Below are 22,720 nucleotides of genomic sequence, written 5' to 3'. Positions count from 1 at the left end.
CAGGTCGTTGACGGGGGCGCGTCATAGGATTCGGGGCGCAGAGACGCGGTCGGTGAGGGAACGATGGATGACGGGACTGTACGAGATCTGGCAGCGGGCAGAGAAGGTGCTGAGCTGACTCGCCGGGGACGTCCCTGGTCACTGCCGTTCGAAGACCGGGTCGTGCTGGTCACCGCGTACTTGCGAACAAACGTGACACTGCGCCCTTACCGTGTTGTTCGGCATCTCCAAGTCAGCTGCCGACCGCATCACCGACCAGGTTGGGCCGTTGCCGGCGCTCAGACAGCGGCAACGCTGTCGCCCCGGCACCGTGCTCATCGTCGACGGCACGCTCGTGCCCACCCGCGACCACAACGTCGCCGAGCAGTCCAAGAACTGCAGGTACTCCACCAATCACCAAGTCGTCGTCGACGCAGACACACGGATGGTCGTTGTGGTCGGACGGCCAGTGCCTGGGAACCGCACTGCAAGGCATGGGATCTGTCCGGCGCGAGGGCCTCTGTCGGCGGTATCGTCGCGGCGTCCTCGCTGGGTGCGGTGTAGACGGGCTTGAGTGCTCCTGCGACCTTGTCCCAGTCCTGGCGGGCGGCGTACCAGTACGAGTTCCGCAGCAGGTGAACCACACATGTCTGGACGATCGCGCGAGGCCAGACGGCCTCCACGGCCTCGGGCGGGCCCTTGAGCCCGTCGCAGACCAGCATGAGCACGTCGCCCAGGCCGCGGTTCTTCAGCTCGGTGAACACGTGCAGCCAGTACTTGGCGCCCTCGCCGCCGTCGCCGGCCCAGATGCCCAGGATGTCGCGGGTGTCCTCCACGGTCACCGCCATCACCACGGAGACGGGACGGTTCGCGACTTGCCCGCCCCTGATCTCGACGTTGATGGCATCGACGAACAAAAGGTCTACTTGGACACCTCCGTCCCGTAGACCTCGGCCAGGTGAGCCGCGATCTCCCCATGAGTGAGGCCCTTCGCCGAGAGCGACAGCACCATCTCGTCGACGCCGGTCGGCCTCCGCTGCCGCTTCCCGACGATCTGCGGCTCGAACGTGCCCGAGGTGTCCCGCGGGACCTTGACCTCGACCGGCCCGACGTCGGTCAGCACGGTCCTGGCCCGGCTCCCGTTGCGGGAGTTCCCGCTGCCCCGGCCGCCGGCATCGTGCTTCTCGCAGCCGAGGTGATCGGTCATCTCACCTTCCAGGGCAGATTCCAAGACCCGCTTCGTCAGCTGCTGCAGCAGCCCACCCTGCCCGGTCAGCTGCAGCCCCCTCCGACCGGGCCCGCTCCACCAGCATCGCGACCAGCTGCTCGTCGGACACGGGCGCAGGCTGCCCAGGCCGGGCACTCTCTACAGGCTTCACAGCCTCCAACTCCACGGCGATGTCAGTCACTTGGCGTCTCCCCGTGATCGTCGGATCGGCCGTTAAATTTACACTCCCTCGGGCGAAGTCCTCGTCGCCCTGGCGGCCTTCTGGAGGGCCCGGATCTCCGGCCGGTGCTCCTCACGATGAGGGGCGTGCGCCTGGCCGGGCCGGGCGCACGGTGGCTCAGGTGAGGAACAGCGACAGCACCCACACCGCCGCGAAACCGACGACGCTCACGATCGTCTGCACGATCATGTGCGTCTTGGTCGCCTGGCCGATGGTCATTCCGAAAACCTCTTTGATGAACCAGAAGCCTGAGTGGTTCACCCAGTTCAGACCGATGGAACCGCACCCGATCGCGAGCACGAGCAGGGAGACGAGGCCCGGGGAGGCGTCGGTCACCATCGGCGCGAGGATTCCCGTCGCCGAGACGATGCCGACGGTGGCCGATCCGGTGCAGAAGGCAGAGCACCAGGCCGATGAGCCAGCCGAGCAGCAGGGGGTTCATCGATACCGAGTCGGCCAGGTTGGTGATGGCGGACGAGACGAGGACCCACGACGCGGATGTGATCGTGGTCGGCGGGGGCAATGCGGCGTTCACCGCCGCCCACGCCGCCGCCGAACGAGGACGACGGGTTGTGCTGCTGGAGAAGGCCCCCGAGGACGAGGCTGGAGGCAACAGCTTCTACACCGCCGGGGCGACCCGCATCTCACACGCCGGGCTCGAGGACCTGTCAGACCTGGTCGAGCCGGACCCGCGGCACGAGGTCACCACGGTGCCCGCCTACACGCCGGAGGACTACCGAGCCGACCTCGAACGCGTCACCGGCGGCCGCAACGACCCCGAACTGACCGAGGTCCTCGTCCGCGAGGCCGCCCCGACCCTGCGCTGGCTGCACGGGCTGGGCCTGCGGTACCGCCTGATGTACGAGCGTCAGGCCTACCTGCAAGCGGACGGCACCTACCTCTTCTGGGGCGGCCTCCACGTGGGGAACGTCGGCGGCGGCGAGGGACTGATCGAGGACCACCTGCGGGTCGCTCGACGGCTCGGTGTGGACATCCGCTACCAGCACCGCGTCGTGGCTCTTCTTGTCGAGGACGGTGCCGTGGCCGGCGTCCGTGCCGAGACCGGCGAAGGTCCCGTGGAGCTGCGCGCCGAGTCGGTGATCCTTGCAGCGGGCGGCTTCGAGGCCAGCCCGGAGATGCGCGCCAAGTACCTGGGCGAACGATGGAGCCACGCCAAGGTGCGCGGCACCCCCTACAACACCGGCGAGGTGCTCGAAGCGGCGCTCGACCTGGGCGCCGGACGTGGCGGTGACTGGGCCTCGTGCCACTCCGTGCAGTGGGACGCGTGGAACCCCGAGAACGAGAGCAACCGGGCTCTCACCAACCGGCTCACGCGGCAGAGCTACCCGCTGGGCATCCTGGTGAACACCCGGGGCGAGCGTTTCCTCGACGAAGGCGCCGACTTCAGGAACTACACCTACGCGAAGTACGGCAAGGTCATCCTCGAACAACCCGGTTCCCTCGCCTTCCAGGTCTTCGACGCCTCCACCCGGGACATGCTCCGCGTCGAGGAGTACCAGATGCCCGGGGTCAGCGAGATCGTGGCCGATACGCCGGAGGAGCTCGCGGAGAAGATGGGGGTCGACGCCCAGGCCCTCCGCCGGACCCTGGACGAGTTCAATGCGTCGATCGACGACGCCAAGGAGTCCGACCCCAACGTGCTGGATGGTCGCCGTGCGGAAGTCACACCGCCGAAGAGCAACTGGGCGCGGGCGATCGCATCCGCTCCGTACTACGCCTACCCGGTCACCTGCGGTATCACCTTCACCTTCGGCGGGCTGAAGTCCGACACGCACGGCCGGGTCCAGGACGAGGCGGGCAACACCATCCCCGGACTGTTCGTGGCCGGCGAGATGCTCGGCGGTCTGTTCGCCGACAACTACCCCGGTGGCTCGGGGTTGGCCGCGGGCTGCGTGTTCGGACGTCGCGCAGGTTCGCTGGCCTAGGATCGTTGCAGCACAGGGTTCGGTGCATACGGTCGTGCCGGACCCTTCGGCCCAAGGAACGTGGGGGAAATGCCTTCTCTTGATGCCAAACCCTGGGATCGAGACGCGGTCTTCGAACAGCTGCGCGTCGAGATCCTGGACGGCACGCTGCCTGCTGGACATCCCCTGCGGGAAGTGGCCCTGGCCGAGCGGTTCGGTCTTTCTCGCACTCCTATCCGCGATGCACTCAGCCGGCTGGAGCAGACCGGGCTGGCAGTGCGCGGCAAGCGCGGGTTGCTCGTCAAGCGCGTCGACCCGGAGACGGTGGTCCAGGTCTACTCGCTGCGGATCCTGCTGGAGGAGGATGCGGCGGGGCAGGCCGCGGAAGCACGGACGATCAACGACCTGCTCCGTCTCGAGGCTCTCATCCAACGGGACCGTGCGCTCGGCAGCGATATCTCCGATCAGCAGATGATCCGGAGCAACATGGAGTTCCACGAGACGGTATGGCGCAGTACCCACAACGACGTCCTGGTGGACCTCTTGGAGCGGCTGACAGGACACCTGATCCACGATCCCGGAACCACGTTGGCCGTCGGGGACCGGTGGTCGGAATCCCTCGACGAGCACGAGGAGCTGGCTGACGCCATCACGCAGCGCGACGGCCAGCGTGCGCGCAAGACGGCTCGAAAGCACTTCTCTCGAGCGCTCGAGCTGCGGATGGGACTGCTCCGACAGGCCATCCTGGAGGACGGCTCAGGGCCCGGCACTGGATGCGGCGGGTCAGGGCCGGGGCGTGCTCGCGCAGACAGGCGTTGACCGCGAAGGACTTGCCGTTGCCGGCCTGCCCGTAGATGCAGCTCATCGCTTTCCTCGATCGCGGCACGGATGCTCTCCCGCTGCTGTGAGCAGCGCTCGCCTGGAGACGACCTGGGCGCCGGGCAGGCGCATGAAGTGATCGTCGCGTTCCCCGGGCAGACGCGCCCTGCACCTGCTGACAGCGGTAGCCACCTGGTGTCACTCCTTGCTGTCCGAAGCGGGGCCGGTACCGGTTTTCCCGTCTACCGGTTGCGGGCCGGGTGCAGCCTTCGAACGTGGCCGGGCCGCGGGCAGGGGACGTGGGCGCGCCCAGCCGGCGGACGGGTCCCGGGGCGGGATCAGGTCGGGCAGCGCGCGGGCCGCCAGAGCCGTTGCCTTTGCGCAGGTCATCTCCATCACTGAAGATGGTCGAACCGGTGCCGACCTTGGCGCCAGTCTCGAACCGGGGCGGGATCAGCTCCGGTTCCCGGCCTTCGGTGTCGTTCCAGATCAGGTTCTTGTCGTTGATGGTGCGGATGCCCGCGCCGAGGAGGCCGGGCCGGTACGTGCCGGGCCTCCGGCTCGCAGGGTCGTGGCTCTGAGCCGGACTTCTGTATTTCTGCTGGAGCACTAGGGCGATCAAGACGCCCACGCGTCCAGCGCTCCCCGCGCCCCCTCGAAGCGACACTCAGCACATCTTGCGGGCGGTCCCGACCACAGCGACCTGCGTCCACACCGCTTAAGCTGCAGCGACATCGGCTGTATCGGCAGGGCTGGCGACCAGCAGGTCGTAAGCGCCGGTCAGGCGCAGGACCTTGGCGGGCTGGCCCTGCAGGCCGGCGACGACCAGCTGCCCGCCCTCGGCAAGGAGGCGTTGACGCAGCTGGAGCAGGAGATTGAGGCCGCTGGAATCCATGAAGGACACGCCCGACATCTCCAGGTGCAGCGCTGTGCCGCCCTGCGGGACGGCGCCGGTGGCCTTGGCCAGGGCCGGACAGGTGTCGAGATCTATCTCTCCAGCAACGTTGATCACCGTGCGGTCGGTGTGCTGCTGGAGGGTCACGGTGAGATCGTTCACGGTTCGCCCCTCCCATCAGGGGGTCGAGCCCATCACACCCCCTCACACGGCGGGGGCATCAAGTGCGCGGCTACATGAGGGCCGCCCACAGCCGAGCAAGAACACCCGCACCGCGCCCCGGCCGCCGTGGCGACCTGTAAGGGCGACGCGGGGTCTCCCACCAGACCAGGCTGGTTGTCCGACCAGCCTCGCACACCCCGACCCGAACCGACCAGAAGTCGGCACCCCAACACGAGAGGTCCTGGACGTGACCCCTGCGTGCCACGGTCCGCCGCCTTGCTCTGACGTCCACGCGAGGATCGCCGGGTGGGCGTGCTCGCACTGGGCGCCGGCGGTCGTGTGCTGCCCGTCGGAGGTGGCGACCTGGGTGGAATCGCCGCTGAAGAACTCAAAGAGGTGTACTCCAGGGCGCCCCCCGCCGCGCCGGCACGCTGGAGGAGGTGCGCTTCACCGACATCGAGCACGTCGAGTGCGACCTGTAGGCATTCCCGAACACGTTGATCATGTACGCGACGACTCCGCCCGCCTGGCCGCCTGTTGCCGTAGCGGCCTGCGCAGCATGCCGGTGCGGGAGGTTGCGGCCGGAGTTCGCAACGAAGCTGTGGTCCGGCGGCCGGCTTGCGAGCGCTCCCTGACCTGCTGCGTCTTCGTCCGCAGATACGCCGTTGCTCGGCCGTCGTGGTGGGTACCGGAGAAACTCGGCTGATCGTGGTCCGTGGCAACAGGGCCTCAGGGAAGTCGTCCGTCGCCGCCCGCCTGCGCGAGCGGTTCGGCCGTGGCCTGGCCCTGGTCGGCCAGGACAATCTCCGCCGCGTCGTACTCCGAGAGCGCGACCGGCCCGGCGCTGCGAACATCGGCCTGACCGACCTGACCGCCCACTACGTCCTGGACGCCGGGTTCCACGCCGTAGTCGTTCGGTGAAACTTTGGTTGGAGAGCCGCGAGAGGCCCTTCAGGGCGCGGTGTCCTCAGGGGTTCGGGAGGAGGGGGCCAGCCGCTTCCATCGCGGCCCACAGCGCGGCGACTGCGGCAGGACGTGCGTGCGCGTCGGTGGCCGTGGTCAGCGACGGATCGTCTCCCGCCGCACCGGCCGCGGCCGGACCGAACGCCCCCAGTACCTTCAGGGCTGATCAAAAGGGGACCCGGCCGGCGAGCCGGCCGACCATGCCCTCGGTCGCTCCACGGTGGACTGACTACGAAGATCCACCTCGTCACGGACGGCCGTTGCCGGCCGCTGGCCTTCGTCATCACGCCGGGCCAGGCCGGTGACGCGCCCATACCGTCCTGCCCTATCCGTGAATTGAGGCGTGCGCAGCCCGTCTTCCCGTCCTGTAGCCGATGGGCGGAGGTTGAGGCGTTGTGGACAAAATGCAGGGCTAACACGGCGAGGTGGGCTGCGCAGACGCCCTTGCGGCAAGACGATACCGACCATGACGGAAGACATCATGGATGCGCCCCCTGGCATCGGCTCCAAGCGGCACCACCTGGTCTGGTACGAACTCTTTGAGTGCGCGCGGCGCGGGCACCATCTGGAGGGCACGGACGCGGCCCGTGTGCGCGGCACGGACGCGATCCTGGTCAAAGACTTCGGAGACGGACTTCGCTGGCACCGGTGTCTGCGCTGTGATGCCTGGCTCCCGGTGCGACCCGCAGCACACCCGGCCCGGGAGTTCCCGCCCGAACGCGCGGACATCGACATCCCGCTGCGGGGCAAGCCGCTGCGTGACCGATATGTGCTGCGACTGATCGCGCTCGACCGTTTGGTTCACTTTCTCGTACTCGGCGTTCTTTCGATCGCTGTACTCGGCTTCGCGCACGAACGCCGACGGCTCAGTGCGCCGTTCTATCGGACGATGGATTTGCTGCAAAACGGTGTCGGCGGCCCCACTGGCAGATCCGGGCGGGGAATGCTGGGCGAGCTCAGCAAGGCCTTCACCGCCCGCTCATCGACTTTGTGGGCAGTCGGGCTGGTTGTCGGCGCCTACGCACTCCTCGAAGGCATCGAGGCGATCGGACTGTGGCTGGCCAAGCGCTGGGCGGAATACCTGACGTTCGTGGCCACAACCGTATTGCTCGTTCCTGAGATCTATGAGCTGGCCGAAGGACGTATCACGCCGACCAAAATCCTGACCCTGGCCATCAACGTGGCGATCAGCTTCTACCTCCTCAGCGCAAAACGTTTGTTCGGCCTACGCGGCGGCGGAAAAGCCGAAGCGGCTGAAAAAGCCCGCGACACCAGCTGGGAAGCCCTGGAGCGTGTTCTTCCGGGACCGTGACGATGAGCGCACAACGTTCTCGATGTGAGGTCTCAGGGACGGTTTTTCTTTAGGAGATCCTTGACGGTCTTGGTACCCATGCATTGACGTAGAGCCTGGTGATCGGCCCGAGGTCTTGCGGAGCCTGACAGCGGGTTCGTCCTCCCCCGCAGGATCCGGTGAAGATCATTCCCGCATGCTGCGACCGGCCTGTGCCCGACAAGGGGAGGTGGTGGGTGCCGTGGTTCGCGATCTCGAACAGCGGCTCGGCGGCCAACTGGCGGAAGGCGACCGGTTTGGCGTCGATTCAGCGCGGGCGGCGGTGTCAGAACGGCCGCTTGTCTTGGTCTGCGGGCCAGCGCAGCCGGCGAGCAGGCCTCCCGTCATGGCCGCCAGCATCGTCCGGCGACTGCTTGTCATCCGATCGTTCGCTCCCTGCGATGCCGTTGGGCATCGCAGGGAGAAGCTCGGCCGGGCAAAGCCAGTGAATGGGCGGAAGGCTCTGTCGTGATCGACTGGGCACCACGATGCGCAATTGGGGTGCGGACGGCGAACCGGAAGCCTCGCGTCGCGTCGGGTTGCGTGTCGGAGGGCAAGCCGGGATTTCGCGGTGCGCTCCGGGTAAGGTCGCGACCGTGCCCGCGCCGAAGAAGCTTACCCGGCGATCCTTGCCGGTCACGTCCGCCGCACTGCTGTCCCTGTCCGTGACCGCGCCGACCGCCCTGGCCGTCCCCCGCCCCTCGGCGAGCCCGACGGTCACGCCCCCTGCCCATATGTCGACCGTGGGCGGAGAGCGGCTCGGCCGGCCGGGCATCCAGGTGAACCTCGCTCCGGGCCTGCCCGCGCTGCCCAAGAACCTCACAGCGCGTTCCTGGGTCGTCGCCGACGCCCAATCCGGCAAGGTGCTCGCCGCGCACAACGCGCACTGGCGGCTGCCTCCGGCCAGCACCCTCAAGATGCTGTTTGCGGACACTCTGCTGCCCCGCTTCCCCAAAGACATCCGGCACAAGGTCGAGCCGTCTGACCTCGCGGGCATGGGCGCCGGGTCCAGCGTGGTCGGGATGAAGCAGGGGCACACCTACACTGTCCGCGACCTGTGGCTAGGGGTGTTCCTGCGCTCGGGCAACGACGCCGTGCACACCCTGGCGCACCTCAACGGCGGGCTCCAGCGGACGGTCAAGGACATACAGGCTCACGCCGACGAGTTGCAGGCCCTGGACACGCACGTGGTCACGCCCGACGGCTATGACGAGCCGGGCCAGCTGTCGTCGGCGTATGACCTGACGCTGTTCGCCCGGTCCGGGCTGCACAAGGAGGACTTCCGCGACTACTGCTCGACGGTCAGCGCCACGTTCGACTCCCGTGAGATCCGCAACACCAATCGGCTTCTGAGCGGCGACACCGACGTACCCGTCTACCAGGGCATCGCAGGCGTGAAGAACGGCGAGACCACCAACGCCGGCGCCACCTTCACCGGAGCCGCCCAGCGGAGCGGCAAGGTACTGCTCGTCACGGTGATGCACCCGGCGAAACGCGAGCACAACCAGGTCTACAAGGAGACCGCCAAGCTTCTCGACTGGGGTTTCCGAGCAGACGGCAAGGTGACCCCGGTGGGCGAACTGGTGGCACCGCAGAGCGCCCTTCGGAGTGGCACGCCATCGTCGGAACCAGGCGCTACTGCTGGTTCCGGCTCCGCAGGCTTGAGCACTGCCGCGGCCATGGTGGGCGGGGCCCTGGCAGTGTTCGGGCTTGCCGCATACCTGATCAGGCGCCGGTGGCCGCAGTGAGAGCGCTTCATCCTGCTCCGCCGCGCGGCGTGCTCTGCGTTGGCTACCTCATTCCACTGGCATCCCCGGCACGCACCGGCCGCCCGGATCCGATGGCCGCTCCTTGGCCTCACCACGAGGCCCTCCTGTCCTCGACCCGCGCCCTTCGCGCTCGGCCGCTCGTGTCCCCGCCCCGCGCCCTGCCGGGGAGTCGTCCGTTCCCACGGCGATCCGCCCGAAGGTCAACTTGCCCAGAGTGATCACCGCTCCCTGAGCACGGCGGACGACAGCACACTCTCTAACGTCCGCTCCGCCAGCCCAGGGGTCATGAGCAGTTCGGCTCACAGGGACGCGATTGTGTTGTTCCAGGATGTGCCCGTCCGCTCCGAGTCGGCGTTCCACACCCTCGCCGATGATCTGGTGACGAGGGAACACACTCCTGGGCGCTGCGTATTTCATCGCACGGGAAAACCGAAAGCATAGCCCTGCTGCCGCAGACGGGGCAGGAGCGCGGCGAGCCCGGCGACCGTCTGCGATCGATCCCCGCCGCCGTCATGGAAAAGGATCGTGGGGCCGTTGGGCAGCTCATGCTCCACGGTACTTACGATCGCCAGCGCACCGGATCGCTTGTAGTCCCGGGCGTCGATGTTCCAGCCGAGCGGGCGCATGCCTATCGACGCGGCGATCTGCCGACTGTAGGGGGTGAACGCGCCGCCCGGCGCGCGGTAGTAGAGCGGCTTCACGCCTCCCGAGGCACGCTCGATCTCCCCTTTCGCGTTGACGATCTCGCTGTACTGGTAGGAAGGTGGCTTACGACCCATCGTCGTGTCGTGATGAAGGCTGTGGTCGCACAACCGGTGCCCGTCGGCGACGACCTGCCGCACCACGGCGGGATAGCCGGCCGCTTCCTCCCCGATCATGCAGAAGACCGCTTTGACGCCGTTGTCCTTGAGTACCTGCAGTACGCGCGGCGTCCACACCGGATCCGGGCCGTCGTCGATGGTGATGTTGACGGCATGCGTTCCCTTGTCCGATGCGTGGGCAATGCCCATGCTCACTACCGGTGTATTGACCCGCAGGGTTGTTCACGCGGCTGATCGGTGGCTGGCCGCCGAGTGCGGTGTGGCAGCGATGGTGGTTGTAGGTGTGCAGGAAGCTGCCAGGGCGGCCGTGCGTTCGTCGTTGCTGGTGTAGGGCCGCAGGTAGGCCCATTCGTCGAGCAGGGTGCGGTTGAAGCGTTCCACCTTGCCGTTGGTCTGCGGCCGGTAGATACGGGTGAGCTTGCCGGCCGCGCCGAGGTCGGCGAGCGCCTGCCGCCAGGCGAAGCTCTTGCGGTAGGGCCAGGCGTTGTCCGTCAGGACACGCTCGATCCGGTCGATGCCGTGGGTGGCGAAGAAAGCTGCGGCCCGGGCCAGGAAGGCCGCGCAGGTCGTGGCCTTCTCGTCGCTGAGGACTTCGCTGTAGGCCAGGCGGCTGTGGTCATCGACGGCGGAGTGGATGTAGTCGAAGCCAGTGGTGCGGCGGCGGTCGGGGCAGGCGGCACGGCCGTGGACGCGCCAGCCTCCGCCGTCGGGGATGCGGCCGAGTTTCTTGACGTCCACGTGGACGAGCTCGCCGGACCGGCTGCGTTCGTAGCGGCGGATGACCTGGCCGGTGGGCCGGTCCAGGAAGACCAGGCGGTTCAGGCCATGCCGGGTCAGGACCCGGTGCACGGTCGAGGCGGGCAGGCCCAGGATCGGGCCGATGCGGGCCGGGCCGAGCTTGCGATCCTGCCGCAGGCGGCAGATGCGGTCCTCGACCGCTGCTGCCGTGCGGTGCGGCGTCCTGTGGGGCCGGCTGGAACGGTCGTGCAGGCCGGATTCGCCCTCTGCCCGCCAGCGGCGCAGCCACTTGTGGGCCGTGGCCCGCGAGATACCCATCTCGGCAGCGACATGCGCGACGGGGCGGCCGGAACGGACACGCTCGACCAGCAGCCGCCTGCCATGAACGGTCAGCCGGGCATTACGGTGGGACACGAAGACCTCCGTGCGGTGCAGTCCTAGACAGCTCCACCACACCGGAGGTCTTCGCCATGATCAAGCCCGACAGGCGTCAACAACGCTCGTGATCAATACAGCTAGCCGCTTCCGGAGCGGGGCCCAGCTCCGCCGCAGGTTGTCCGGCTCCAGCGGGGTACCGATGCGGGAGGTGAAGATCAGCCCCTGCACCCGACGCCGGCGGCGGCCCGCTCCTGTGCCTGCCGCTCGCGGTGCTCGGGGAGCGCCTTCACGACGAGAGGCGGCAGCAGGACAGTGCGGACCGATGCCTGTGTCGTGGGTCGGACCAGCCACAGCTCTCCCCCGACACGCTGTAGCGCACGCTCCGCGGTCAGCGCCTCCCGGTCCAGGTCGATGGCGTCCCAGCGCAGCCCCAGCAGCTCGCCGCGCCGCACCCCCAGAACCAGGGCCAGCACGTAGAGGGCGTGCAGCCGATCCTCTCCGGACGCGCGGAGCAAGCGGAAGGTCGCCGGTTCGACCCCGGCCCCAGCTACAGCCGCCATGACCAGGGAAAACGGCCCCACCAGAGATCATCGGTGGGGCCGTTTTCGTGTCGATTACGCCAGCCGCTCACGAGGGCGGCGCAGAGATCCCGCCAGGCGCACAGCGGAGCCGGCGCGACATCGGATCAATGAGGCGTCTGGGGCAGCTGCCTGAACGAGCACGCCCCAAGCGGCCGAGTGTTGGCGCACACCCCCTGCCACACGGCTCCACTCCGGGTCAGGGCGGTGACGAACACCGGGCCGCCAAGGACGTCCTGGGTGCCGGCCGCCAACGTGGCATCGACGACATCTGTGGGGCCGCCCACGGCCTGCCAGCCACCAACGGCGGTGGGCGGCGTGGTCGTCGGGTCGATCGTCAAGACGTACACCTTCCCGTCACAGACCGCCGAGACGTACAACGCGTGGGCGGCGTAGTACTCGTCCCCCGCCGAGTCGATGTCCTCGCAGTGCTTCCTCCCCTCCGGAGTCGGTCTGGCGTGGGCAAGCCGCACCACCTGAGCCGGGCCGGCACCCGTCGCTGCTTGCGCTGCTCCGGCTCCGGCGAATGTCATGACTACTGCGGCGGCGAGTGACGCAGCAACCCTGCTCTTCAGTTCCACCCACGCGCTCCTTCTCTCTCGGCGAAAACGGCCCATGGCCTGTTTGCTTGAAAGCATGCGGAGGCATACCCCGGCAGCGTCATCAGCGCCCGAGTACGCACAGCTTTCACCCAGACGCCGTGACGCAGGAGTGACCGGCCATGGGCCGATCCTCCGGAAGCGCGACGGGACTTCGGGCCTGAGCCGGCCCGTATGCCGACAGCAGCGCACCAAGACAGCTACCACCCCACACCCACGCCCCCTATGATCGGGCCGCGCCCCACCAGGACGCGGCCCGAAAGGCGGAAGCCGGTTCGACCCCGGCCCCCGTCGGGACTTCGACGGGGCCCTGCGCGCTGGCGCGTAGCGGTCCTATGCAGTGTCTTCAAATGATCTTGAGTGGTGGATCATGGACGGGTGATACGTCGCCATGAACTGTCCGATGCCGAGTGGGAGTTCGTCAGGCCGCTGCTGCCCGTGTCATCGCATGGGCGCAAGCGGCTGGATGACCGCAGGGTCCTCAACGGGATCGTGTGGAAGTTCCGTACCGGGACGGCCTGGCGGGATGTGCCTGAGCGGTACGGGCCGTGGGCCACGCTGCACACCCGTTTCCGCCGGTGGGTGGCGGACGGCACGTTCGAACGGATGCTCCGCGCCGCCCAGTCCCGGGCCGACGCCGTCGGTGACATCGACTGGCTGGTGTCGGTCGACTCCACCATCGTCGACGCCCACAAGCATGCCGCCGGTGCTCGAAAAGGGGGCTCCGCAGTCCAGCTCTCGGACGTTCCCGAGGCGGCCTGACCAGCAAGATTCACCTGGCCTGCGACGGTGCCGGCCGCCCGCTCGCCTTCATCGTCACGGGCGGCAACACCAACGACTGCACCCAGTTCACCGCCGTGATGGAAGCGATCCGGGTGCCCGCCCAGGCCCGGGACGCCCCCGGGTGCGGCCCTCGCACGTCCTGGGCGACAAGGGCTACAGCTCCAGGGCGATACGCACCTGGCTGCGTCGGCGCGGTATCAGCCACACCATTCCCGAGCGAGCCGATCACGTCCGCAACCGGCTGAACCGCGGCAGCCGTGGCGGACGGCCCCCGGCCTTCGACCGCGACACCTACAAGCGGCGCAACGTGGTGGAACGGTGCTTCAACAAGTTGAAGCAGTGGCGCGGCATCGCCACCCGGTACGACAAGACCACCGAGTCCTACCAAGCAGCCGTCAACCCTCGCAGCCCTGCTGATGTGGACGTGACGTTTGACGACAGAACCTAGAGGCGCTCCGCGTGAAGCGATGTACCCGAGCGGGCTTGGCAGACCGCGGGCCTCGTACCGCGCCGTTGCCCCGGGATCCCAGAAGATCCATCCGATGGTGGTCTGCACGGAGCGCGCGTTGCGGCGACTCCATTCGGGCCACTCGCCGTCGACTGTCCGAACCTTCCGTTGCCGGTCGGAGATTCCCGTCATCAGCCGGCCCCGTCAACAGTTCCGGGGCCAGAGGGTGAAGGCGCCGGGAGCGGTCATCCAGTCGAACGTCGTGGCGCTGGAGTGGCCCTGCTGCGCGAGGTACTGCACGCGCTGGGCGGCGGCGGTGGGGTCGGGATCGGTGTCGTCGAGTGCGGGGGCGACACTCTCGGCCGAGCCTTCGACGGTGAGGTAGTTGCTGCGGCAGTACCAGGACATGGGGTACCCGTCGTTCAGCCAGTGGGTAGCCTGGGTGTCGAAGATGACGAACCAGGGCCGCAGGGCGGCCGCGTGGATGAGGCGGGGGTCGCCGTTCGGGCCGGGGTGGGTCATGGCGGGCCACATGGAGGCCGTGCGGAGTCGGCCGGCCGCCGAAAGGTCGGCCAGGTGCTGGGCGTATTCCTGTTCGGTGGAGAGGTTGTCCAGTCCGTAGCCGGAAAGTCTGTTCTCGATGGTGCCGGTGATCGGGAAGACGATGAACTTGCCGCGGAGCCGGCCCCAGGAGGGCCATGCGCCGGCCTGCGCCGCTGCGTCAAGGGTCGGGTAGGCGGTCCCGAGCATGTCAGCGGGGGTGAAGAGGTTCCCGGCACCGAGGTGTGCGGTCACCAGCTGGTCCAGTTGGGCCGGCCCCATGTTCGCGTTGGAGCGGAAACCCCATTTCAGCTCCAGTTTGAGGTAGACGGGGTCGTGACGGGGATGAGCGTCGCTCCATGCCCTGAGATCGTCGAGGCAGGTTCTGAGGCTGCCGTTCTCCCAGGTCGTCCTGAAGACGCCCGAACCGGTGTGGTAGGTGCAGTTGTTGTCGTTGATCAAAGGATCGGAATGACTGACGACCCAGCCGCCGGGATTGCCGTAGGTGCTGTAGGCGTCGATCTCCAGCAGATGGGCTCCGAGGTCGAGGCCCGCGGTGATCGACTTCGATTTGCTCTTGTCGTAGGCGTTGTGCAGTCCGGACACGGAGATCTGGTTCAGGGGAACATCGTCGAAGGCCGATGTGTCCGGCATCGGCTTCACCGTGGCGGCGTTGCCGGGTGTGGCAGTGACCCACGCCGAGGCCAGGCCGAGCAGCGCGGTGGCGGCGAGACCGAAGGCTCTGCGGCGCCAGGGACGGGATTCCGTGCGAGCGGAGGGCATCGCGGCTCCTTACGAAGGGAAAAGTCGTGCACGGCGCGATCGGACAAGGGGATGAGACGCGACCGGACAAGGGGATGGGAGCGGTCCGCCGTCGGCTGTGCTGCCGGTCAGAGCTCGTCACCCAGCCGTTCTCGTGACTCCGCGGCGGCCCAGGTGAAAATCCCCTGGGCCATCAGGGAGGACTCGTGCTCGGCGCGCGCCTGGTTGACGTCGGCTCGTGCGGCGTGTGCGGCTGCGTCGTCCGGGGCGGCCTGCACGGCGAACTCCGCCAGGTGGCCCGCGATCCTCAACTCGCCCGCGTCGGCGTAACGCCGGGCCGCCTCCGACAGGGCGGCCCCACCGCCCGCCAGATCCGCCAGCGCGGTGGCGAGCCGGTCCTCGGGAGCCGGTTTGAGGTGCGCTGGATTCCCGTCGTACCACCCCGCATAACGCCGCCACAGGTTGCGCACGATGAACTCCGGCTCGTCGTACCTCGCGCGCAGGTAGACGCGGTCGGCCAGATGGGCGGGCGGGCGCACGGAGTGGATCAGGTCGTCCAGCCGGGCACCGGCGTTGAGTCCGTCCAGCGTCTGCTCGACCAGACTCTCCAGCCACTCGGCGGTCTCGGTCAGGGCCAGGCGGATCCGGCCGACGCCGAAGACCGGCGCTCCGTGCGAAGGCAGCATGATCTCCGCGCCCAGGGCGGCCATGCGGCGCAGCGCGAGCGCCCACTCGCGCGGGTAGCGCTGCACCTTCTGCGGGTTGCCGCAGTTGGGGCTCACCCAGATGAACATGTCACCAGGGCACAGGATGCGGTGTCGGGGGACCCAGGCGACGGTCGCGTCGTCGGTCTCACCCTCGACGTGGAAGAGCTCGAAGGTGAAATCCCCTCGCGTCAGGGTGAGCGCTTCGCGATAGGTCAGGTCGGGTCTGCGGTACCGGGTCGGCCAACGGAGGTCCGGTGCCTGGAACTGCCGACGATTGATGAGGGTGTTGTAGCCGCCCGTCAGCAGATAGCGGTCGAACCTCTCCCCGATTCTCTCGTGGGCGAGCACGGTCGGGCGTGCTGCGTCCTCCGCGTCGAAGGGACCCATCCCGAAGACGTGGTCGATGTGGCCGTGGGAGAAGATCGCGGTGGTCACCGGGAGTGGTGTCCAGGCGCGCACGGCCTGGTGGAGACTGCCGGCGGAGAGCGGGTTGCCTGTGTCGAACAGGATGACCTGGTCGTCCGTGCGGAAGGTGACGACATTGCCGAAGCCGGGATGCCAGCCGACGCCGTCGGCCACCTCGATGACGCCGGAACCCGCCTGCCCGGCATGGACGACGCTGTCGTCGACGGCGCCGTGCCAGACGCGGTCTGCGTAATCGGTGAGGGACAAGTTCATGGGCCCATGCCACCGTGAACCCGTGCGCGCGGCAATCGACTGCGGGGCCACCGATGGCTGCCTACTGTTGGGACATGTCACAACCAGACGCTGCGCGGGACGGCGCGATCCGGCTGGCCGCACGCCTCGAACCGCGGGTCAACCAGCTGGCCAGATCCATCGTGGAACGACAGCGCGCCGAGGTGCCCGGCTTCGACCTCCTGCCCGCGGAGCTGCGGGACGTGGAGGTGGCGGCGACGGCTCGTCATGCGCTGCGCGGGTTCCTCCGCCACGTCCGAGGCCAACCGGACGTCGACATCTGGCCGTTCCGGGAGCGCGCCGCCGAACGCGCCGAGGAGGGCCTTCCCCTGGTGCAGTTGCTCCGGGGATACCACGTCGGGGCGGAGGTACTGCTGGACGCGCTGGGCGAGTTGGCCCGTCCGGGCGAGGAAGCCGCGCTGCAGTCCCTGACCCGGATGCAGTTGAGGGCGCTGCAGGCCACCGTCGAGAACGTCACCGAGGCCTACCTGGCGGCTCTCGCCGACCAGCAGGCTGCGCCGAGGGAGCTGGCCCGGGCACTGATCCGCGGTGACGAGCCCGAGGAGGTCGCCGCCCGCTACGGGCTGCCACTGGAGCCGGGCTACCTCGTGCTCCGCGTGCGGGCGCCCGAGCCGCAGACACCGGTGACGGCGCGCCGGTTGCTGCGCTGGGCGCTCGCCCGGCTCGCCCCGCTGGCCGAGGGACGCGTTCTGAGCCTGCCGGACGAGCGCGGCGGCCACGTCCTTCTGCCCTCCCGGATCGCGGTCGACGCGGTGGCCGGCCGGCTCTCCTCCCACCCTCCGACGGCGCCGATCGTGGGCGTCGCGGCCGCGGACACCCTTCAGGAGGTGCCCGCAGCGGCCGAACGAGCACGCCGCATCGCCCTGGTGGCAGACGGGCCGGGCCTGCACCGGTTGCGGGACGTGCTGCTCGAATACCACGTGGCGACGGCCGCGGACAGCGCGCCCGAACTGGGCGCCCTGCTGGAACCGCTGGACGGTCACCCCGGCTTGACCGAGACCGTCGCCGCGTTCCTCTCCTGCGACTTCGACCGGCGCCGTACGGCCCAGGCACTCGGCGTGCACCCGAACACGGTCGACAACCGCCTGGCCCGCGTCGCCGAGTTGACCGGCGTCGACCCGCACACCGGCCGCGGAGTCCAGCTCCTCGGTGCCGCGCTGACCCTGCACCGGATCGCCGGCCGAAGCCCCCGGGCACCTCTGCGAGCCCCGGACAGGGGGTCGGCCGACCACTGAACCGACCGCAGGGACGGAGGCGTTGGTCATCCGGTGGTCGCCGAACACCGGCCGCGCCGCGCCTACCCGCGCAGGTCGACCACCGTGCGCAGCTTGCCGCTGGTCGCGGTGCGTTCGAACGCTGCCCTCGGCACGGTTTCCACGGAGAAGGCCAGGAGTCCTTCCGCTTCGGCCGAGGCCACCTCCGCCACCTCGGTGACGAAGGCCTCCCGCGCGGCGGCGGCGTCGGAGGCGTACTGCTCGTCGAGGCGCACCGTCAGCCGCTCGCGGCCGGCGCCGGGGCAGACCAGCAACTGCGTCTCACCGCGGTAGTCCAGCCGCTCCTGCGCGGCCCGCACGAAGCGCCGGTAGTTGAAGAAGTACGTGCCGACGCGCACCACGTCGCCGTAGCGGCCGAGAAGCTCCAGACGCGGTACGTGGCTGCCGCACGGGCACCACTCCTCCACGGCACGCCCCAGGTCGCCGATCTCGTAGCGTTCCAGCCGCTGTCCTGCACGCGCCCGCGAGGTGAACACCAGCCGGCCGGGTTCACCGGACGCCACGGGCACGTCCGAGTGCGGGTCGAGGATCTCCAGAGTGTGCAGGTCGGTGAGCACATGGTGGACCGATCCCCGCGAGGCGGCGCACTGGTATCCCAGGGGGCCGAGGTCGGTACTGCCGTAGGCGGCCGAACGGATCACCTCCACACCGAACTCCTCCGTCAGCACCCGGCGTTGCTCCGCCGTGAAGTGCTCACCGCCGTAGAACACGGTGCGGATGCCCCCGTAGGCCCGCAGCCGGTCCGCCTCGGCGTGGAACAGCTGCCACAGGTAGGAAGGCATGCCGAACACGGTGTCGACCCGATGACTGACCAGCGCTTCGGCGACCCCGGCGTGGTCGGGTCCGGCGGCCATCGGGACCTGTGTGGCGTTGAGCCGTTCCAGGATGGAGAAGAAGCTGATGAAGCTCCCGTACATCCCGCCGCAGTAGAACAGGTTGGCCGCCCGGTCGCGGGCCGGGTCGAATCCGGCGGCGAGCAGACCGTCGGCGGCGGCCCGCATCTGGTTGTCGTAGTCGTCGCAGGTGAACACCGACAGGGCCGGCGCCCCCGTGGAGCCCCCGCTGCGGAAGTACAGGTGCGCGTACTCGTCGGGCAGGGAGGCGAGCGCCGTCTGCACGCCCTCCTTGCCCAGCAGCGGGCCGTCCGGCGGCGGGGGCAGCACGGGCGGGGCGACCAGGTCGTCCAGGCAGGGCACCGTGCGGAACGCCGCGGCGGAAGCGCGGACGCTCACCCGCCGGCTGTAGCGCTGCAAGGCGTACACGCCGTCGTGCGGCTCGCCCTCGTAGCCCTCGTGCATGGACCCGACCGGAGTGACCCGGGTGACGCCCGCGGCCAGCACGGCTCGTGACAGCTCGGCCACGTCGGCCGGGTCGCCGCCGACCGCCGCCGTCTGCAGATACCTGCGCATCGGCCGCAGGGTCGCGGTGACCGCGTGGCGCGCGAGCGGCTTCACCCAGACGCTGCGGTGCAGCGGGGAGGCGGTCAGCACCTGGCGGGTGTCGGCCAGCACCCGCCAGGTGCCGTCCGGGGCGCTGATCACCCGGGTGAGGCCCAGGTGCCGTTCGAGCCTGGCGAGCTGCTCCACGGTCGTGATCTCGGCCTGTTCGGCCGGTGCCGGCCGGGGTGCCGGCCGGGCCTGGGAGACCTTCGCCAGCCGCTCGGCGAACGTTGCGGCGAAGGCGAAGACCTCCTGCGCGTCCTCGGTGTCGAGGTAGACCACCTGCGGACTGGAGCACGCCTGCTGCTCGAACCGGCAGACGTCCGCGGCGAGGCCGTCGAGGGTGGCGACGTCGGCCGCCGCTTCGCGGGTCAGGTAGGCGAAGGAGATCCGGTGCCCCCACTCCACGACCCGGCAGCCGGGCGGCGCCAGGTCGCGCACCGACCGTACGGCGTCCTCGCCGCCCCACACCGCGATGGCGTCGGCCTGACCGCACAGCGCGCGCAGCCACTCCCGGCGCGACGAGGGGAAGCGCAGGACCACCACCCGCTCGCCGATCGACCCGCTGGGATCCGCCGCGCAGAGCGCGTCCAGCAACTCGACGGCCAGCGGCGTGTCGGAGCTACTGGTCTTGAGCACGTTGAGGTTGCCCGCCAGCAGTCCCTCGACGACGCTCAGCGGCGCGACCGTGGCGGCGTTGCCCGGCGCGATGTGCACCAGCAGACCCACCGGGGCCCAGGCCTCGTACGTCGTGAGGCGGGCGTCCGGCCGCGTCAGCCGCTCGGGGCGCACACCGCCCAACTCCCGGCGCAGCTTTCGCTCCAGGGCCTGACGGCTGAGCGCGGCGGCCAGTTCGGCGAGGACGGTCCCTGCCTCGTCGGGGGGCAGGTGCGCCGTGAGTCGTGCGTGCAACGGCGAGGCCGGGTCGGCCAGTTCGGCACTGACCGCGGCACACGCGCCGATCACCACATCGGTGGGCAGCGGCCGGGCGACGACGCGTCCCGTCAGCTCGGGCAGCTCGGCGAGCCGCCGGCCGGCCTCGGCGTCGTCGACGAAGTCGCCCTGCCACAGGTGGAGTACGGGGCGGGGAACGAAGGTGGTCACGGCGTCCCTTTCAGCAGCTCGGCGGCGGCGACGGCACAACTGCGGTTACGGCTCGTCCCGGCACGGCCGTGCACGGTGAACCAGTCGGTGGACAGCGGGCAGGCGCACTCCTCGCCCGGGTGCAGCGAGGCGAGGTCGCCCATCACCACGCTGTGGGCCGGTACGGAGGTGATGTACGGGCTCACCAGGTGCAGGAAGCCGCGCTCGCCGTACGGCAGCGGCCGCAGGGCGGCCGTGTCGCGGACGGCGGCGCGCGACCACACCGGCACATGGAGACGGTGTTCGGCGCACTCCACGTAGGGCACGCAGTGTTCGACGGAGCCGAAGGTGTCGCGGATGCGTTCGCCGGGGACTCCGAGGAGTTCCGTGACCTCCGCGTAGAACTCTTCCTTCCCGATCTGCCGGTCGGCGTGGCCCTTCCAGCCGCCGCCCAGCACCACCAGCGACCCCTTCGGCAGCCGCAGCGGCGGCACACCCATGGCGGTCATCCGCTCCAGCGTGAAGTGCAGGAAGGCGGGGAAGCCGAGGATGCGCACCGGTACGTCCTCCTCGGCGTAGCGGTGCAGCGCCGTGATGCAGCCGTGCACGTCGAACTCGTGGCCGGCGCCGGTGTGCCGCAGCGCGTGCGTGGTGTGCCGGGCCGGGGCGAAGTCGCACAGGTAGTTGTCGGTGAACGACGTGCCGAGCTTCAGGGAAGGTGCCGGCTCGTAGCTGTAGAGCAGGTAGTTGACCGGCTGATCGGGCGTGATCCAGCCGTAGTGGTCGAAGACGCGGGCCACCATGCGCTGCGCCGCGCGGATGCTCCACTCGTCGAAGAACATCTGCGACTTCTGGCCGGTGGTGCCCGAGGACGTCAGGTGCAGGAAGACATCGTCACGGGGGACAGAGAGCACCTCGTGGCGCTTGAAGAACGCGGCGGGCACCAGCGGGGCACGCACCCGCTCGCCGACCGTGGGCGCGGCCTCCTCCGGGGGATCGCCCAGGAGCGAGGCGAAGAACGGTGAGCGCCGCGCGTGCCAGGCGTTGGCCTCGGCCATCGCGTCGGCGAACAACGCGTCGACGTCGGCGCCGGTCGTGTACGGCGCCGCGAGGTCGCACAGCCGTTGCACGTGGCCGAGCGCCCCCGGGTCGGGGACCTCGACAGGAGCGAGATGGGGGTTCATCGGGAAACCTCGTGAAGGGGCAGGTAGGTGGCGGTCCAGGCGGTCAGGTAGGCCCTCAGGTACGGCTGGAGCAGCGGGCTGACGGCTGTGGTGCGGAAATCGATCTGACGGCTGGTGCGGGACAGCACCACGTAGTCGTGGAAGCGGTCGCCGATGCGGCGCATCGCCGGGTACACCGCGCTCGGCACGAACCCCGATGCCAGGAAGACGTCCAGGGCCTCGGTGTCGGCCAGCGGCAGCAGGGTCTCGGCGTAGTCGGCACCGGCCCGGGTGACCGCGGTCATCAGCGCCTCGAGCGCTCCGGCCACGGACACCGGACGCGGGTGGACGGCGACCAGGGCGCAACCGCCCGCGACCGGATCGAGATCGGCGTACGCCTCGAAGCCGCCGTCGGCCGCGACGAGCAGCGCGTTGGGTGTGTGGAGGGGGAAGAAGCGGTCGTCCGGGCCGGGGAACCGTTCCAGGAAGCGGCGGCGGACGAAGGCGGGGGCCGCGATCAGTTCGATCGGCTCCGCTCCGGTGGCGGCCCGCGCCGTGGGGCGGGCGGGGACCTGTCCGGCCCCGCTGTAGTCGACGCCGATGCCGGAGGCCGCGGCGGACAGCAGTGCCGTCAGGCGTTCCGGTACGTGGTCGACGGGGGCCCGGTGCTCCAGCACGCCGTCCGCGTAGCGGGCGAACAGCGCCAGGCTCTCGCAGCCCTCGACCTCGACCGCGTTGGGCATCAGGCCGAGCGGGCGGAAGCCGTTGCGTACGACGACGTTCTGCGGTCCCTCGGTGACGACGCGCACGGTGGCGTACACCGAGTCGAGGCGACCGGTGCTGAACGCCTCCGCGCACACGGCGCCGGTCAGCCGGGAGGCGAGTCCTTCGCCGCGGTGTGCGGGGTGGACTGCCAGCCCAACGAGCTTGCCGACACGGTTGCCCGGGTCGGTCTGCACGACGGCGGAGCCGACCAGGTCGCCGTGGGGCGTGCGGGCGGTCAGCCAGTGGGCCGTGCCGTCGCAGACCAGTCTGCGCATGACGGCCGGATCGCTGCCGAGCGGTACCGGGTAGCCGTGCCCGTACACGTCGAAGTACAACTGCCGCAGTTCCGCGACGTCTTGGATCGCGGCGGGCGCGAGGACCACGCTCAGTCGGGTAGCCGGAGGGCGTTGCCGCCCCCCGGCCCCCTCAGAACCGGACGTGCGGCTGTTCACCGCATCCGGCTCAAGCGGGCCCCTGGAGTCACGCGGGTCGGTCATCTTGCTTGGCCCTTCTGTGGTCGCCGGCATGGTGCTGGCGATGGCAGTCGGCGTGTACGAGGCGAAGGTTCGTCCGCCCGTCCGAGCCGCCGTCGCGCCGGTAGATGAAGTGGTGCTTGTGCAGCGGCTTCATCGATG

Annotated in this window: 15 protein-coding genes and 9 pseudogenes; 10 read left to right on the top strand and 14 right to left on the bottom strand. The window is 69.4% G+C overall.

Going from position 1 to position 22,720, the window contains the following annotated elements:
- Window positions 1–102: 102 nt before the first annotated feature.
- Window positions 103–507, top strand: a pseudogene (locus tag IE217_RS34985) (transposase family protein); the annotation flags it as partial.
- An 8-nt stretch (window positions 508–515) separates the two neighbouring features.
- Here the strand turns inward: IE217_RS34985 and IE217_RS30970 are convergent.
- Window positions 516–1,292 (bottom strand): annotated as a pseudogene (locus tag IE217_RS30970) (transposase); the annotation flags it as partial.
- Between the two features lie 252 nt (window positions 1,293–1,544).
- Window positions 1,545–1,766, bottom strand: a complete 222-nt coding sequence (locus tag IE217_RS30965; RefSeq protein ID WP_229865713.1) for a GntT/GntP/DsdX family permease — start codon at window positions 1,764–1,766, stop codon at window positions 1,545–1,547.
- A gap of 128 nt (window positions 1,767–1,894) precedes the next feature.
- Between IE217_RS30965 and tcuA the strand changes: the two genes are divergently transcribed.
- Window positions 1,895–3,373 carry an FAD-dependent tricarballylate dehydrogenase TcuA gene (gene tcuA / locus IE217_RS30960; protein ID WP_190181277.1) on the top strand — a complete coding sequence of 493 codons (1,479 nt, stop codon included), beginning with the start codon at window positions 1,895–1,897 and terminating at the stop codon, window positions 3,371–3,373.
- A gap of 69 nt (window positions 3,374–3,442) precedes the next feature.
- Complete coding sequence (locus IE217_RS30955; protein WP_190181276.1) at window positions 3,443–4,171, top strand: GntR family transcriptional regulator; 729 nt, start codon at window positions 3,443–3,445, stop codon at window positions 4,169–4,171.
- 718 nt (window positions 4,172–4,889) lie between these two features.
- Here IE217_RS30955 and IE217_RS30950 read toward each other — a convergent pair.
- A complete protein-coding gene (locus IE217_RS30950) occupies window positions 4,890–5,228 on the bottom strand; it encodes an STAS domain-containing protein (RefSeq protein ID WP_190181275.1) in 339 nt (112 codons plus the stop codon).
- 351 nt (window positions 5,229–5,579) lie between these two features.
- Between IE217_RS30950 and IE217_RS34980 the strand changes: the two are divergent.
- The 5 genes and pseudogenes from IE217_RS34980 to IE217_RS30930 all read left to right on the top strand — a co-directional run.
- Window positions 5,580–5,710, top strand: a pseudogene (locus IE217_RS34980) (telomere-protecting terminal protein Tpg); the annotation flags it as partial.
- A gap of 196 nt (window positions 5,711–5,906) precedes the next feature.
- A pseudogene (locus tag IE217_RS30945) lies at window positions 5,907–6,140 on the top strand (P-loop NTPase family protein); the annotation flags it as partial.
- 220 nt (window positions 6,141–6,360) lie between these two features.
- Window positions 6,361–6,497, top strand: a pseudogene (locus tag IE217_RS35480) (IS5/IS1182 family transposase); the annotation flags it as partial.
- A gap of 160 nt (window positions 6,498–6,657) precedes the next feature.
- Entirely contained in the window at window positions 6,658–7,503 is an 846-nt protein-coding gene (locus IE217_RS30935; protein WP_190181274.1) for a DUF2127 domain-containing protein, read from the top strand.
- Window positions 7,504–8,117: 614 nt separating this feature from the next.
- Window positions 8,118–9,269, top strand: a complete 1,152-nt coding sequence (locus IE217_RS30930; RefSeq protein WP_190181273.1) for a D-alanyl-D-alanine carboxypeptidase family protein — start codon at window positions 8,118–8,120, stop codon at window positions 9,267–9,269.
- A gap of 434 nt (window positions 9,270–9,703) precedes the next feature.
- Here IE217_RS30930 and IE217_RS30925 read toward each other — a convergent pair.
- From IE217_RS30925 to IE217_RS30910, 4 genes and pseudogenes are all read right to left on the bottom strand, one after another.
- Window positions 9,704–10,306, bottom strand: a pseudogene (locus IE217_RS30925) (polysaccharide deacetylase family protein); the annotation flags it as partial.
- Between the two features lie 4 nt (window positions 10,307–10,310).
- Window positions 10,311–11,263 (bottom strand): annotated as a pseudogene (locus IE217_RS30920) (IS481 family transposase); the annotation flags it as partial.
- Between the two features lie 179 nt (window positions 11,264–11,442).
- Complete coding sequence (locus tag IE217_RS30915; RefSeq protein WP_229865712.1) at window positions 11,443–11,787, bottom strand: site-specific integrase; 345 nt, start codon at window positions 11,785–11,787, stop codon at window positions 11,443–11,445.
- Between the two features lie 125 nt (window positions 11,788–11,912).
- A complete protein-coding gene (locus tag IE217_RS30910; protein ID WP_190181271.1) occupies window positions 11,913–12,386 on the bottom strand; it encodes a hypothetical protein in 474 nt (157 codons plus the stop codon).
- 399 nt (window positions 12,387–12,785) lie between these two features.
- Here IE217_RS30910 and IE217_RS30905 point away from each other — a divergent pair.
- Window positions 12,786–13,615, top strand: a pseudogene (locus IE217_RS30905) (IS5 family transposase).
- A 53-nt stretch (window positions 13,616–13,668) separates the two neighbouring features.
- On the opposite strand, the pseudogene IE217_RS35475 reads toward IE217_RS30905, so the two are convergent.
- From IE217_RS35475 to IE217_RS30895, 3 genes and pseudogenes are all read right to left on the bottom strand, one after another.
- Window positions 13,669–13,827 (bottom strand): annotated as a pseudogene (locus tag IE217_RS35475) (hypothetical protein); the annotation flags it as partial.
- A gap of 12 nt (window positions 13,828–13,839) precedes the next feature.
- On the bottom strand, window positions 13,840–14,958 hold the full coding sequence (locus tag IE217_RS30900; protein WP_190181270.1) for a Ca2+-dependent phosphoinositide-specific phospholipase C: 1,119 nt from the start codon (window positions 14,956–14,958) through the stop codon (window positions 13,840–13,842).
- A 107-nt stretch (window positions 14,959–15,065) separates the two neighbouring features.
- Window positions 15,066–16,322, bottom strand: a complete 1,257-nt coding sequence (locus tag IE217_RS30895; RefSeq protein WP_190181269.1) for an alkyl sulfatase dimerization domain-containing protein — start codon at window positions 16,320–16,322, stop codon at window positions 15,066–15,068.
- A gap of 74 nt (window positions 16,323–16,396) precedes the next feature.
- Between IE217_RS30895 and IE217_RS30890 the strand changes: the two genes are divergently transcribed.
- Entirely contained in the window at window positions 16,397–17,596 is a 1,200-nt protein-coding gene (locus tag IE217_RS30890; RefSeq protein WP_190181268.1) for a PucR family transcriptional regulator, read from the top strand.
- 62 nt (window positions 17,597–17,658) lie between these two features.
- Here the strand turns inward: IE217_RS30890 and IE217_RS30885 are convergent, their stop codons facing one another.
- From IE217_RS30885 to IE217_RS30870, 4 genes are all read right to left on the bottom strand, one after another.
- Window positions 17,659–20,178, bottom strand: coding sequence for an acyl-CoA reductase (locus IE217_RS30885; RefSeq protein WP_190181267.1), 2,520 nt, complete (start codon window positions 20,176–20,178; stop codon window positions 17,659–17,661).
- A complete protein-coding gene (locus IE217_RS30880; protein WP_190181266.1) occupies window positions 20,175–21,341 on the bottom strand; it encodes a LuxE/PaaK family acyltransferase in 1,167 nt (388 codons plus the stop codon). Before IE217_RS30880 ends, IE217_RS30885 begins: the two co-directional genes overlap by 4 nt.
- Window positions 21,338–22,468: a GNAT family N-acetyltransferase gene (locus IE217_RS30875; protein WP_229865710.1), complete on the bottom strand. Its 1,131-nt coding sequence runs from the start codon at window positions 22,466–22,468 to the stop codon at window positions 21,338–21,340. The genes IE217_RS30880 and IE217_RS30875 overlap by 4 nt, the downstream gene beginning before the upstream one ends.
- A gap of 97 nt (window positions 22,469–22,565) precedes the next feature.
- Window positions 22,566–22,715, bottom strand: coding sequence for an HNH endonuclease (locus tag IE217_RS30870; RefSeq protein WP_229865735.1), 150 nt, complete (start codon window positions 22,713–22,715; stop codon window positions 22,566–22,568).
- Between the last annotated feature and the right edge of the window lie 5 nt (window positions 22,716–22,720).

The organism is Streptomyces naganishii JCM 4654, from assembly GCF_014650575.1.
In the GTDB taxonomy this organism is placed as follows: Bacteria; Actinomycetota; Actinomycetes; order Streptomycetales; family Streptomycetaceae; genus Streptomyces; species Streptomyces naganishii.
This window is presented reverse-complemented; position numbering and strand designations above follow the sequence as displayed.

Bases quoted from the DNA above. Each gene is read 5' to 3' on its own strand.
- IE217_RS30935 (WP_190181274.1), top strand. From the start codon at position 6,658: ATGACGGAAGACATCATGGATGCGCCCCCTGGCATCGGCTCCAAGCGG.
- IE217_RS30915 (WP_229865712.1), bottom strand. From the start codon at position 11,787: ATGGCGGCTGTAGCTGGGGCCGGGGTCGAACCGGCGACCTTCCGCTTG.
- IE217_RS30880 (WP_190181266.1), bottom strand. From the start codon at position 21,341: ATGAACCCCCATCTCGCTCCTGTCGAGGTCCCCGACCCGGGGGCGCTC.
- IE217_RS30955 (WP_190181276.1), top strand. From the start codon at position 3,443: ATGCCTTCTCTTGATGCCAAACCCTGGGATCGAGACGCGGTCTTCGAA.
- IE217_RS30965 (WP_229865713.1), bottom strand. From the start codon at position 1,766: ATGGTGACCGACGCCTCCCCGGGCCTCGTCTCCCTGCTCGTGCTCGCG.
- IE217_RS30900 (WP_190181270.1), bottom strand. From the start codon at position 14,958: ATGCCCTCCGCTCGCACGGAATCCCGTCCCTGGCGCCGCAGAGCCTTC.
- IE217_RS30895 (WP_190181269.1), bottom strand. From the start codon at position 16,322: ATGAACTTGTCCCTCACCGATTACGCAGACCGCGTCTGGCACGGCGCC.
- tcuA (WP_190181277.1), top strand. From the start codon at position 1,895: ATGGCGGACGAGACGAGGACCCACGACGCGGATGTGATCGTGGTCGGC.
- IE217_RS30890 (WP_190181268.1), top strand. From the start codon at position 16,397: ATGTCACAACCAGACGCTGCGCGGGACGGCGCGATCCGGCTGGCCGCA.
- IE217_RS30870 (WP_229865735.1), bottom strand. From the start codon at position 22,715: ATGAAGCCGCTGCACAAGCACCACTTCATCTACCGGCGCGACGGCGGC.